Annotated in this window: 12 protein-coding genes and 1 tRNA gene; 5 read left to right on the forward strand and 8 right to left on the reverse strand. The window is 35.1% G+C overall.

All coding sequences use genetic code 11. The features are described 5' to 3' along the window. Nucleotides 1-521: 521 nt before the first annotated feature. From J3U36_RS06775 to J3U36_RS06785, 3 genes are all read left to right on the forward strand, one after another. Nucleotides 522-1196: a LexA family transcriptional regulator gene (locus J3U36_RS06775; RefSeq protein ID WP_267380607.1), complete on the forward strand. Its 675-nt coding sequence runs from the start codon at nucleotides 522-524 to the stop codon at nucleotides 1194-1196. Nucleotides 1197-1258: 62 nt separating this feature from the next. Beyond that, nucleotides 1259-2221, forward strand: a complete 963-nt coding sequence (locus J3U36_RS06780; RefSeq protein ID WP_267380605.1) for a hypothetical protein — start codon at nucleotides 1259-1261, stop codon at nucleotides 2219-2221. Continuing rightward, nucleotides 2205-2642 carry a hypothetical protein gene (locus J3U36_RS06785; RefSeq protein WP_267380603.1) on the forward strand — a complete coding sequence of 146 codons (438 nt, stop codon included), beginning with the start codon at nucleotides 2205-2207 and terminating at the stop codon, nucleotides 2640-2642. Before J3U36_RS06780 ends, J3U36_RS06785 begins: the two co-directional genes overlap by 17 nt. 1224 nt (nucleotides 2643-3866) lie before the next feature. On the opposite strand, the gene J3U36_RS06790 is transcribed toward J3U36_RS06785, so the two are convergent. From J3U36_RS06790 to dusA, 3 genes are all read right to left on the reverse strand, one after another. After that, a tRNA-Arg gene (locus tag J3U36_RS06790) sits at nucleotides 3867-3943 on the reverse strand. 301 nt (nucleotides 3944-4244) lie between these two features. Beyond that, nucleotides 4245-6260, reverse strand: coding sequence for a DNA helicase Rep (rep, locus tag J3U36_RS06795; protein WP_267380601.1), 2016 nt, complete (start codon nucleotides 6258-6260; stop codon nucleotides 4245-4247). A gap of 110 nt (nucleotides 6261-6370) precedes the next feature. Beyond that, nucleotides 6371-7333 carry a tRNA dihydrouridine(20/20a) synthase DusA gene (dusA, locus tag J3U36_RS06800; RefSeq protein ID WP_267380599.1) on the reverse strand — a complete coding sequence of 321 codons (963 nt, stop codon included), beginning with the start codon at nucleotides 7331-7333 and terminating at the stop codon, nucleotides 6371-6373. 151 nt (nucleotides 7334-7484) lie between these two features. On the opposite strand from dusA, the gene J3U36_RS06805 reads away from it, so the two are divergent. Further along, the gene (locus J3U36_RS06805; RefSeq protein WP_267380597.1) at nucleotides 7485-8573 is read left to right on the forward strand and encodes a tyrosine-type recombinase/integrase; all 1089 of its coding nucleotides are present in this window, start codon (nucleotides 7485-7487) and stop codon (nucleotides 8571-8573) included. A gap of 86 nt (nucleotides 8574-8659) precedes the next feature. Continuing rightward, nucleotides 8660-8845 carry a helix-turn-helix domain-containing protein gene (locus tag J3U36_RS11400; protein ID WP_416379852.1) on the forward strand — a complete coding sequence of 62 codons (186 nt, stop codon included), beginning with the start codon at nucleotides 8660-8662 and terminating at the stop codon, nucleotides 8843-8845. Nucleotides 8846-9556: 711 nt separating this feature from the next. On the opposite strand, the gene J3U36_RS06810 is transcribed toward J3U36_RS11400, so the two are convergent. Genes J3U36_RS06810 through J3U36_RS06830 form a run of 5 tightly spaced genes read right to left on the reverse strand, consistent with a single transcriptional unit; the run spans nucleotide 9557 to nucleotide 13504 of the window. Beyond that, entirely contained in the window at nucleotides 9557-10165 is a 609-nt protein-coding gene (locus J3U36_RS06810; RefSeq protein ID WP_267380596.1) for a tail fiber assembly protein, read from the reverse strand. Nucleotides 10166-10185: 20 nt separating this feature from the next. Continuing rightward, a complete protein-coding gene (locus tag J3U36_RS06815; RefSeq protein ID WP_267380594.1) occupies nucleotides 10186-11457 on the reverse strand; it encodes a tail fiber protein in 1272 nt (423 codons plus the stop codon). Then, nucleotides 11450-12040 carry a YmfQ family protein gene (locus tag J3U36_RS06820; RefSeq protein ID WP_267380593.1) on the reverse strand — a complete coding sequence of 197 codons (591 nt, stop codon included), beginning with the start codon at nucleotides 12038-12040 and terminating at the stop codon, nucleotides 11450-11452. The genes J3U36_RS06815 and J3U36_RS06820 overlap by 8 nt, the downstream gene beginning before the upstream one ends. Then, nucleotides 12031-13098 carry a baseplate J/gp47 family protein gene (locus J3U36_RS06825; protein WP_267380592.1) on the reverse strand — a complete coding sequence of 356 codons (1068 nt, stop codon included), beginning with the start codon at nucleotides 13096-13098 and terminating at the stop codon, nucleotides 12031-12033. The genes J3U36_RS06820 and J3U36_RS06825 overlap by 10 nt, the downstream gene beginning before the upstream one ends. Next, on the reverse strand, nucleotides 13091-13504 hold the full coding sequence (locus J3U36_RS06830; RefSeq protein ID WP_267380590.1) for a phage GP46 family protein: 414 nt from the start codon (nucleotides 13502-13504) through the stop codon (nucleotides 13091-13093). The genes J3U36_RS06825 and J3U36_RS06830 overlap by 8 nt, the downstream gene beginning before the upstream one ends. Nucleotides 13505-13510 lie beyond the last annotated feature (6 nt).

Here is a 13510-nt window from a genome sequence, read left to right on the forward strand (position 1 = left end):
TTTAAAACTAACTGTTCTATCATCATATATTGATATAAACGAGTAAAATTTTTCGCATCATGCATGAATCCTTAATTAATTAATGTTGTCACAGAATAATAAATTTCTCGCAATTTTTAAGTGATTATCAAATGTCCAATATATTGAACGAATTGATCATAATTCAGGGTAAGTTCTATCTTCCGTTGAAGCAATATATTGCCCTTCAAAACACGCAATGAGTTGGATTAGTAAAAACAAAATCATTAATTTAAACGTCACAAAATTTCTAATCAACATTTAGAAATATTGATTAAATACCTATCTCGTTTTCAAAATACAAAATATGAACTTTCAAAAAACAAATTTTATCGCTTAAGCATATGGCATGATGACTATTTTCTTTAATTTTTAAATTCTGTTGCTTAATAACAACTCATTGATAATATTACATAATGTAATTTAATTTGATCAAAAATATTACATTTTGTTAGTTGTCTATTAAAAACAAACTGTAATAATTTAAGTTAAGGAGAAGTTTTATGCTTAACACATGGCAAAATATAGTAAAAAATAAAATGAGAATGTTAGGTGAAACTCAGGAGAGTTTGGCTGAAAAATTAAATGTTACCCAAGGTAGTATTGCTCACTGGTTGTCGGGTAGACGAAAACCAGATACCGATATAATCAGCTCAATAATGAAAACATTGGAAATTAATAAAATCATTATAAATTCCGATGGTTCTGCTTCAGAAAACATCACCCCGAACGAATTCAATGACGATAATTTTTACATCGAAGTTTTAGATATTACTTCTTATTCAGGTAAAGGTTATATTGATTCTGATGTTATGCAAGTTATTAAATTGGTTAAATATGATTTAGATCAAGCAAAAATAATATTTAAGGGTATTAATGCTAGTGATTTGAAAATTATTAATATAGCCAGTGATTCGATGCAGGGAACATTCGATAGTGGTGATGCTATTTATGTCGATGTCTCAAAGAAGGAGTTCATCGGTGATGGCATTTATGTTTTTACTTTTGGACAGTGTCTATACGTAAAACGTCTTCAAAAAATCAAGAATAAACTTATTGTAATATCCGATAATAAAAAATACAAAGAATGGGATATTAGCGAAGATGAGATTGATCAACTTTATATACATGGAAAGGTTATGTTAAGCCAATCCATGTTATTGAGGAAGCATGGATAACCGATTTTGTGGTTTTCCTTGCAATAAACATAAATAAAATAGGTTAAATTTAGGATAATAAAATGCAGAAAGTAACGCTTAGAGCTTTTAAATTTGAAAACGTTGATATTAAAAAATTTAAAAATGATGTTTTTGAAAACATAAGTAAAATTCTCAATGAGGGGTGTTCAGTATCCACCAGAAAGATGTTCTTAAATCAGGACGACCCTAAAAAAGAAAATGATTCATTATCTTATTACGAATTTGTTGATAACAATAATCATTTAGTTGCAACAATACTTAGATCTAGTGAAGAAAACACCCTACCTACAATCGAAAGCTCTCTTTTTGATGAACCCTTATTCAATATACTTGATTTAAAAAAAACAAGTATTGATACTGGAATTATATATAAAGATCATTTTTATATCGCATTAAGTGAGAACTATTTAGTAACCAACTTAAAATCATCTCTTTCACCTAAGAGAATTCAAACATATATAAATTATTTAACAAACACATCATGCTGTAGCTTAACACCTGTATTAGAAAAACGTAAAAATATTAGTTTTGCAGAAATAAAAACAATTACTTTGAACGATGGCTCTCTAAATATCTCTGAGCCAAGAGTAAAAAATAAAAATATTAAAAATGAGGAATCCAAAAAGAGTTTATTTTTAAAACCTTATGAAATAATTAAATTTCTTAAAGAAAGATTAAGTTATAACAATGAAGTAAAAATGTTATCAGATAAAGATATTGCAGAAATGGTTTCGGTACAATTGGTTTTAGAATTTCATAAACCTAAGGACATAAGTATGGAAGAGTATATGGAAAGAATGGCTGAACTTACTTTAAAATATATTGATGATCCATCCGATGTAATTGTTAAAGGAGAAAAGAATAAAAAACTGAATGGAAAAGAATTATTAAAAACAAAAATTGTTGAGATTGAAAAAACTGATGAGGGTGATATCATAGAACAAGATTTATATCAAGAGATGACTAAATTTTTGATAGAATTGGAAAATGAAAAAACTATTTAACATATTATTAATATTAATTATTACATTATTCTTTTCTTTTTTTTGTGGGGAAAGGGATTTGCCGTCAAAGTTAATAGAAATAATTTACACAGTAAGTGGCATTTTATTTTCAGTTGGAATGGGATTAGTCACAACATTCAATATGGGAAGCGTTAAAAATCCTATTTATAGATCAGAAATAAAAAAAAGTATTACCAGGGTTAGAAATTCTTTCTTTTTTTACTTTGTTTTTTCTACTTCTACTTTTATATTAAATTCTATAGATATATATTTATTTTTAAGCATGGAACTTATTAATAAATATTTCAATTTTTCAGTATTTACCTTAGTAACAATCATTATATCTATATTTTATTTTGTAACAAATTTTACAGCAATACAGAGCCTTAATCAGGAAATAGAAGATTTAGATCTAAGATAAACTATGTATTAAAATAATCTGTGCTTTATGCGATTTTTTATGCCTAGAATTTGCGCCCACTGATATTCATCATGCGATGGGAAAAAATAACCCATTAATATTGGGTTATGTAATAAAATTTAACAGAATCAAATTAGTTTTTTAAATCTCACACACCAAAACAAATAACCGCACTAATATAGCTAAACAACACCACGAATTATTTAATCATTTAAGAAAATTTACGTAGCTAGCTGAGGCTTGTGAAAGTCCAATAGTAGTGGACGCAATCACAACAGCACATATTGGTTAAGCAACGTAATCACTTCTAGCCTCAACCTCGAGAGAGACCAAGTTCTTTAGTAAATAAATGTCTATGATTATGCAGTAACCAGAGATTAGAGGCGATTACTGTTTGCTGATCCCGCTTAGTGAAGGGTGACATGATAAACTGTGAAAGTAAACCACCACACAGGCTGAATGGCCTAGATAATATTCAAAATAAATGCCCTTCAGTGAGAGATATCTAATTTGAACAGAATTGATGTTGGTCACTCCACCTTAATGGATGACCTAATAATTAGAGAATTTTTCTAATTACATGCTTCGATTTATAACGCTTCAGAGTGCTTACATGTTAAAAATACAGATGTAAACAGTTGCAAGACTACTGCGTAACTAAATGTAGTATGTCACAGCTGTCATCATAGACTGAATATACAGTCGCGCATAACCAAACAACCAAAGCTATCACTCTCCAATAAGTAACGCCACCATATTTTAATAGATTAAATAAACCGACAAGAACCAGAATCGAATTTAAAAAATTAATTGAATAAATAAATAAAATTACGCTAATTCTAAACGATGTTGGAACGTGATATGCGTTGAAAATAGAAGTAATTGCAAAATAAATTACAATTAGAATCACACTAAATAAAACACCGAACACCCAAAAAGTTACAGCTAGACCTAGATCGCCTTTCACTAATCTCTTAAATATATTCATATCTGTTTCTCGTGTATAAATAAAGCACACTATACAGCCAAATACATTATTCACAAAATTATTTACGGGTGAATTTATGAATATTGACAACTCGGAAAGACGGCAGAATGCTACAATCTTAGTTAATAAATTGGCGTTGTCAATCCTATAGAATCATATTAGATCGTGTTAAAATTCTAAAAATCAGGCATAAATGGGATTTAATCGTGGTCGGTCGTTTTGAGTCATTGATGAAATGGCGTCCCCTACAGGATTCGAACCTGTGACCTACGGCTTAGAAGGCCGTTGCTCTATCCAGCTGAGCTAAGGAGACATGTTGTCATTGATTTGTTGATTTAACGCTGTGTATTATATAAAGCTATTTCGATCCGTCAATGATTTTTAGTCGTTTGTCTGCTTAGATTATCAAAATATCATCAATTTATCGTTTTATTTGTCTATATTTGCTAATCGTTATAACGGTATTTTTAGGTTATCTGTTTATTGGTTTTATTTAACTTCTATCGATCACTTAAACATTTTCCATTTGGAAATTTTAATTCTAAATTTCTATCAGTTTATTCTTTCCGCCTGTTTTTAAATTTTTTCGAATTAAGTTTAATTGTAATTGATATTTATTTAGCATTGGCTATCTGCGCTTTTAACATAGCAAGCCTGCTTTGTCCTTGTTGCATATTCTTCTCAGGGGATAATTTTGTTCGTTCATCCGTCCAATTGAGATCATCTTGAGGGAGTTCCAGCAAAAAACGGCTTGGCTCTACGTAAACTGTTTCGCCAAATTGTTTGCGTTGACGACTAAAGGAAAAAGTGAGTTCTTGTTGTGCTCGGGTAATGCCAACATAAGCAAGACGACGCTCCTCTTCTATATTGTCCTCATCAATACTGTTTTGATGCGGTAAAACGCCTTCAGACATGCCAACCAAATAGACATAAGGGAATTCTAGTCCTTTAGATGCATGAAGTGTCATAAGCTGAACTTGATCGAGTTCTTCTTCAGATTCGTTGCGTTCTAGCATATCCCGTAAGGTAAATCTTGCTACGGCTTGTTCAAGTGTCATACCTTCGTCAATGTCATCACCTTGTAACATATCATTTAACCAACTGATTAATTGCTCTATATTGCGCATTCGCATTTGTCCTGCGGTTGGTGAGGGTGATGTTTCATAAATCCAACTTTCATAATGGATTCCATGCAGTAACTCGTGAATAGCTTCCATGGGTTCATTATGGGATTTTTGAATTAGTGAATCAAACCATTGAATAAAGAGTTGTAGCGTTTCCATTCGTTTGCCAGATAATACTTCCGTAAGTCCCATATCATGACTTGCTTGATATAAACTGACAGCTCGATGATTTGCCCATTCCCCTAGTTTTTGGATCGTGACTGGCCCTATTTCACGTTTTGGCGTGTTGATAATGCGTATGAACGCATTATCATCATCGGGATTTGTCAATAATCGCAAGTAAGCCATGAGATCTTTAATTTCAGTTCGAGCAAAAAAGGAAGTCCCCCCCGAAATTCGATAAGGGATCCGGTATTGCATTAACATTTTTTCGATCAATCTGGCTTGATGATTTCCACGATATAAAATTGCATATTGACCATATTGGCTATTATTCGCAAATCGATGACCAATTAAATCATTGATCACCTTTTCGGCTTCGGACTCTTCACTATCGGCAGAGATAACTTTAAGCTGTTCACCATAACCCAGTTCTGAAAATAGTTTTTTTTCAAATATATGGGGATTATTTTCAATTAAAATATTGGCAACTTTTAAAATTCGCCCGGAAGATCGATAATTTTGTTCGAGTTTTATAACTTCTAGATTAGGAAAATCTTGTTGGAGTAAAACTAAATTTTTAGGGCGGGCTCCTCGCCATGAGTAGATCGATTGATCATCATCGCCTACAACAGTAAATTTGGCTCGATTACCGACTAATAATTTAATGAATTCATATTGACTGGTATTAGTATCTTGATATTCATCAATGAGTAGATAACGAACTCGATTTTGCCATTTTTCTCGAACTTCTTCATTATTTTTTAATAATAAGGTAGGCAATAAGATAAGATCATCAAAATCCAAGATACTGCAAGCTTTTAATTGTTTTTCATAAAGCTGATAACAATGAGCAAATAACTTTTCTTTGTTGGTTTGAGCCCTAGCCATGGCTATTGTTGAGTCGACAATATCATTTTTCCAATTCGAAATAGTTGAACGTAGTTGGTTAATGAGATCTTTATCTCCATCTAACCATTGTTGAGTCAGTTCTTTGAGTAATGCAGTTTGATCATGATCATCAAATAAAGAAAAGTTAGCTTTAATGCCAAGATGTTTATATTCTCGACGAACGATATCCAAACCCAGTGTATGAAAAGTCGAGATTTTAAGCCCTCTTGCCTCTTGTTTGCTGAGTGATTGAGCAATACGCTCTTTCATTTCACGCGCGGCTTTGTTGGTAAAGGTCACAGCAACAATGTGGCGTGGCAAATATTCCTTAACACGAATTAAGTAAGCAATTTTGTTTATTATAACCCGAGTTTTTCCCGAACCTGCACCGGCTAAGACCAGGCACGGGCCAGAAACATATTCAACAGCTTGTTGCTGACTTGTATTTAACCGCACAGAATTTAGACCTTTATGAAAATGGCTTAATAGTATATAACGATTTGCTTGTCACCTGCAATTACGCTTAATTTTTAAACAACCATAACAACAGGATGACGCTGGCAATGTTACTGAATAAAGTTTAAAGCATGTTCGACAACTTCAATCCCTGCCCCTTTTTTATATGCATTTTCGCTAAGATAGCGTCGCCATTGTTTTGCACCTTTTTGTCCATTAAAAATACCCAATGTATGACGCATAATGTGATTAAGTTGAGCACCTTGTAAAAGTTGTTGTTCGATATAAGGATAAAGACATCGTATTGCCGCTATTGGATCTATGGGTTGCGTATCTAAGCCAAAGATTTGGGAATCAATGTGTGCTAATAACATGGGATTCTGATAGGCTTCTCGTCCCACCATGACGCCATCAACATAATTTAAATGGTGTTTTATTTCGTCGATCGTTTTAACACCACCATTGATGGCTATAGTTAAGTTAGGGTAATCTCGTTTGAGTTGATAAACTCGTTCATAGTCAAGTGGTGGAACTTCACGATTTTCTTTAGGGCTAAGTCCGGATAACCATGCTTTACGTGCATGTACAATAAACGTGTTAGTATAAGGTAGAACTGTTTCAATAAATTGGCATAAAAAAGCGTAGCTATCTAGATCATCGATCCCGATTCGTGTTTTAACCGTTACGGGGATATCAATTTGTTCTTGCATGGATTCAATACATTTAGCCACTAAATCAGCATTTCCCATTAAGCACGCACCAAACATCCCATTTTGAACGCGATCTGAAGGGCAGCCAACATTAAGATTTACTTCATCATAACCATGATTTTGAGCTAATTTAGCGCACTGTGCTAATGCATTGGGATCACTTCCGCCAAGTTGTAAAGCAATAGGATGTTCATCGACGTTAAAATCAAGGTAATTCCCTTTACCAAATAAGATTGCTCCTGTTGTTACCATTTCGGTATACAGTAAAGTTTGTTTAGTCAATATCCGATGAAAATACCGACAATGTTTATCGGTCCAATCAAGCATGGGCGCAATGGAAAATTTATTTAAGGTTGAATTCATTGATATACCAGTATTTAAGGCTGTTTTTTATAGATTATATTAAAATATTATTTTTGCTTATTTTATCACATTTTGTTATATTTTTCCATTATCAGGTTCCCATACAGGTTCCCACAGCGGTAGGACAAAATAAATCAAGGCAAATATATATATGGCTCATTATTTCATAGAAAAACGAGTTCGTGCTGATGGTACCCCTCGATACCGATGTAGCGTTATTGTAAAAGAAAAAAGCAAAGTTGTGTACAAAGAATCTAAAACATTTAGTAAACAACAATTAGCCAAAACATGGGGGAATAACCAGGTATCTAAGATAGAGCAATTTGGGCTCCCACAAAAAAATGACATAACTAAATTAACGCTGGGGAATCTATTATCTAAATATCTTTCAGATCCAAATCTCGGAGAAAAAGCCGGTCGAACTAAACGGTATGTAATTCAAATGCTCATTGAAAGTGATATAGCAAATATTAAATTATCTGAATTAAAAACCCATCACATTATAGAGCATTGCAGAGGTCGGATAGCAACTGGAACACTACCGGCCACCGTCAGTCATGATGTTAGTTATATTAGATCGGTGCTTGAAGCGGCACGCCCAGTTTATGGGATTAATATTGACGATACTGTCGTAAAAGATGCACGGCCATTATTAATTCAAATGAACCTAATCGGAAAAAGTCAACGTAGAACACGAAGGCCTGTGAATGATGAATTAGATCGTATTGTTAAACAGTTACAAAAAAGGCAGTCACATAAAAATTCAAAAATACCCTTTGTTGATATTTTAAATTTTTCAATATTATCATGTATGCGTATAAGCGAGGTCTGCTCTCTGAAATGGGAAGACATAGATTATAAACAAAAAGCAGTGCTAGTTAGAAACCGGAAAGATCCCCGTAAAAAAGAGGGTAATCACATGCTTGTCCCTTTACTTGGCGAAGCGTGGACTATTTTACAATCACAGCCTAAAAATGAAGAGTTAATATTTCCGTATAATTCCAGCTCAGTTACTGCTGGTTTTCAACGTGTTAGAAATATTTTAGGAATTGCTGATTTGAGATACCACGACCTAAGGCGAGAGGGTGCCAGCCGATTACTCGAGCAAGGCTTTGCAATAGAAGAAGTTGCTCAAGTTACTGGGCATCGCAATTTACAAACACTGTGGAATATTTATATTAGTTTATTCCCAAATTCATTACATAATAAATTTGATAAAATAAATGGTCAAGATAAGTAACGCATAAAATTGATAGATTTGATATATCTACTTCAAGTGATGCACCATCTAACGAATCAGACAAAACATGGAAATTACGAGAGCTATTGATTAAATCTCGTGAAATTGCGGGATTATCACTAACCGAGCTAGCTGAACGATTAAATTTGCCAGCCTCAAATATCAGCAGAATTGAGAAAAGCCCTGATTGTACTAGTATAAAAACAATTTTCAAATATTTAGACGCATGTAACGTCGATATCGATTTTGTTCCGCATTTGCAAAAATTATAAAAAATTTTAAAACAGTAACTCCGAACTAATAAAATAACTAATTTTGCTAGCTCGGAGTTACAATGTCGTTTTTGTAATCACCTAACAGAATAGACCGCACTAAATATTTATTTAAATAATAAATTGAGATAATTAAATTATGCACGTATACTATATTTATATATCCCACCATCATTGTTCACCAAAATGATTTTTTGATGAAAAGATTATATTAATAGTGTTCCCTATATGCATAGGGATAAACCGCCAAACGGGGATATTTTTAACGACGATATAGCCGTATTCCCTATACGGATAGGGTTACCGTTTCTGATTTAAATGCAGTTTTAATGAATTTGACGTTCCCTATACACATAGGGATTAACCGGACTGCAGGCTACTGTGTCGCTATACCACGAGCGTTCCCTATACAGATAGGGTTTTATGGTTTTTCGGGGAAAACCGCATTGATATCCGATGCATTAATAGTATGCGATATTTTTTCCACTGTTTCAGTTGCTCCTCTTCGTTCGATTCCTGCATATCTAGATTAGAATGATGCCCGAAGATTACGAAAATGAAATATCGGGCGAGTACTACATTATCAACAGCGACGACGATCACAATTATGTATTCTATCAAACGCAGAAAACACTATATGATATCGCCGATTTTGTGATGTTAGCTGACGCTGTTGAATATTGTAAGTTGAAGATTGATAGTGTGTTTTGATTACTCTGGTTTTTCCGGCCATTCAATTGCAGGCGCAGCATCGACATCAATACGATTTAGTAAAACCCGGTATTTTTTCCACGCTGAGTGTTTTAATTTTTCTTCATCCGTTGCTATTTCCGCATCAATCGCATCTTGCAAATAATCAATTTGCGTAGTTACTTCTTTTAATAGCTGTTTTTTTTGTGCTGTTGCTACAGCTACATAGTGCTGATGCCGTTTGTTTTCATCTAACACCCACGCTTCACCGTTCCACGTGTCAAACCCGCTATACGGTTTTAATAGCGTGTAATTGTTCGGAATATCGCCAATTTCTGTTACCACTGATTCTGCACCTGTTTCAGTTGAGTAGATTTTTTTGCCTCTATGATCTGCCGGGTATGTCCATTTCTCGCCTGCTCTGACGATTGCTTTACCGTCGTTAACGGGTTTTGGCGCATCTAAACAAACATGATCCGGTAAACCAATACCCACGGCAGCATATTCGTATGTTGCGTTGATGAATTCTCCAGTTCTAGTATCTGTGTTATAAATTAATGCCCAACCCTCAACTACAACGAAACCAGCTTCATCAAACTGTGCTATTTTTGGTGTTAATTGATATTTCATTACATAAATCTCCTATTTTTTTATTCTGCTTTTACTATAAATAGATACGCAACACTACGAGGTCTTGTCTCATTATCGCCAGTGTAGTTGCTGTTGAAAATGTAATCGCCCTCGTACTTATCACCACCAGAACCCCACGGGTTGCCCGCCCCTTGCTCTGCAAACATCCGAATAGGTGTACTATGATTATGACTTTGAATGGCGCAATCCTGATGGCTTAAAATCTCGCGACCAGGATCAACTCCGCGCCCGTCATCCAGCCCCCGAATAAATTCTGCGCGCAACTCGGGCAACCTACCCGACGGATACGCGTTAGCAAGTTTTGGATATTTATTTTTATCAAAATTCCATCCGTTGCATTTTAACCAGCCTGCTGGCGGTGTAGTGGCTGGCCACGGCTGAGGTATCCCAACAGGTAAATAATCATTAATGTTTGCTGTTGTGATTTGTTCAACCCATGACTCCCACGTTCTAGTGCCACCCCTGTAATTTCTGATAAATTGTCGTGCGTTTCTGTAAGTTGTGTAAATCTGACAACATCCAGATCCATCTGCACCATTTTTAAAAACTTGTAACGTACCGGCTTGATTAATCGGATAGCCGTTTTCGGTAGTCGCTTGAGCATTCCTGCCTTGAAAATAGATGCCCTCGTTTAATCCTGTCAAGTTGTTTATGTTTGTATTTGACAAATCACCATGCAACTGTACTGCATCACCAGCTTTTAAAACTGATTTACCGTTTATCGCAACATCATCAATATTTTCAAAACGCCATGTATTACCGTTTGCTGTGTATCGTAATTTGTTTGTCCACGTGTTTGATTCAGCATTGTAGTATGCGTATATAAAACTATCACCCGAGGGGCGTAAAACAAGCTCATTTCCATTTTCGTGCAAAAATTTTATTCCGTATGACGCCGGTGAAAAACGCAACTGCCCAGTTATTTCGTCGCCCGATTTCTTTACTGCATTTGATACCAACTCATAAACTTTTTTTACAGCCAATGGGGTAGCTGCCTCTGTTTCCGATGTGCTGTTAGTAGATGAATTAAGCTTTACGCTACCTTTTTTGACAAATTCTTTAATGGCTGTAGCAAGTTGATCGTGCTTTGATTTATCAAGTTTAATGCCTGCTGACTCAATCGCATTAGCAATTTCTTCCTGAATGGCATCACAATAAAGATAATCTAATTGCGTTGCTAGTGTGCCTGTTTGAGGGTTGCCTCTTGTAAAACCATTTTTACCTTGCCCGAATTTATCTCTTTGGGCAGTAGATGTGTCAATTCTATGCATTGATTGCTCCGTATTTAAAAATTACATAGGTATGTGATGGGCATAATTTTTCAATTATGCATTCAATTTGTTTATCCCCCCACTTTCTCAAATGCGAATCGCACCCGTCATTACAGGTCATTTCTATTATTTGATAATCGTGAGGTATGTTTACAATCCAGTAAAAACGCCGCTCTTCACCGTATAAATGGTCTTGGCATGTTGATTCACAGGTAAAAACGTCATTGTTATAGTTTGTAATCGTGGCGTCTAAATAACCGTTGGATTTTAAAACTTGTAGAAAAAATGCTTTACTTATGCCACCGACCAAATTTATCTTAGAATCTAAACGGTTGCGCCGAGTAGTTAGCGTTTGAACCTCCGATGGGTAACAACTATCTGGTAATCCGCAAATTTGCTCATATCTATCTATCAGCTCTGTCGTCGTTTTGGGATTGATTTCTTGCATTAAATCATCTAATCGAATATGCGTTTTTGATAGTGTTAATGCTAGTGATAAAAGGATTGGTTCTGATTTATCCCATGCTGGGCCGTAGGGCAATAAGTGCCCTACCAGGCTTTGGTATTGTTTTTCTAAATCCATTCACCCCCCCCGAAGACGGCTACCTGATTTTTTTCTATAAAAATATCTTTATCGGGGTAAACTAATTCATGGGCATACTCGCCGAATGATGAACTAATCACTTCGCTAATACGTGATCTAAATAGTGTTGATTGTGGTTTCCCTTCGCGTAACAAAAATTCTTTTAACTCGGCTTCTATTTGATAACGAATTTCTGGGTTATCAGGTGTGACCATAATTTTAAAATTAATGGGCTTAGGTATCGGCGAAAAAACAATTAGCATAGAGCCGGCAACGGGGGCTAATGGCCCAATATGTTTTTTCACATGTTGAATTGTGGTACTGTCTAAAACTGGGTTTACAGGATCGTTATTTGCAACCATCACGCCAACACTCCCCGCTCCTGCCCAATGACGATAACACCAAGCCCGTGTAACACCATGAACCTCTTTTGCCCACTGTACATAATCTTGATCGGCTCCGCTTTGAGGTGTGTAGTACCACCTGTCGATAACTCGTTTTCTAAAAGATTCTAAATCCTCTATATCAGCACCTGACTCAATAGAATCAGAAAAACAAGTTGATGATAGACCTGTAACGGGGGTAATCAATGACATACCGACACCATCATCACAATTCCCTTTTTTACCTACCTCGTCACACACTACAGGCACTCTTAAAACATTATTTGCGGATGTTGTCGTTTGGGTAACGGTATACATGCACTGATCAACTTGACGCCTGACCTTTTGGTCTTTATTAATAACAATGCCATCAGCCACTTCATCAAATCGAATATAACCAACCGCAGGCGTAGGTTGTTTTCTATAGCAACGCTTCATATTTCCATGTCGGATCAACCAAGCTTCGTCTGCTTGATCGGGTAAAATATTTTTGGCCATATTTTCAATGTAACCTAATAACACATGTGTTGCCCCCGCTATAACTCGTCCGTATACCTCTGGGTCATTACGCCGTAATGAAATCAACTCATCATCAATAGCTAGGCGCGCATACAAATCATTGCGTATAGTTGTGATTAAATCTGGTAATGTTGGTCTTGAAAATCCACTAGACATTAAAATCACTCCATAAGTTGTCAAACCTAAATTCTTCATTACTCCCATCTGTTTTATAAATATTGATAGTAGCAACTAAAACAGTTAAATCGGTTCGCTTTACTGAAACCTCTATTCGAGAGGCTATCCCGTCATCGATCATCCATTGCACAGCCTCTTTTATATAAATTTTTGCAAAGTTCGCTGTTTGATTAGTTAATTTTGAGCGAGCCAATAAATAAAGGCGTGACCCAATTTTGTCATTTGCTATACTAGGGTAAGAATCGCCCCACCAACCGTACGGGTGTTCTGAATCATCACTGGCGTTTTTTCGTCGCCATGTGAATAGCGAAATTATCAGCGCACGATATAACTTATTTTGAATATTAGTCGGATGAGTATTTCTACCATTTATTGTTAATATCATTTTGTT

The sequence above is a fragment of the Gilliamella sp. B3817 genome, from assembly GCF_026536705.1.
In the GTDB taxonomy this organism is placed as follows: domain Bacteria; phylum Pseudomonadota; class Gammaproteobacteria; order Enterobacterales; family Orbaceae; genus Gilliamella; species Gilliamella apicola_I.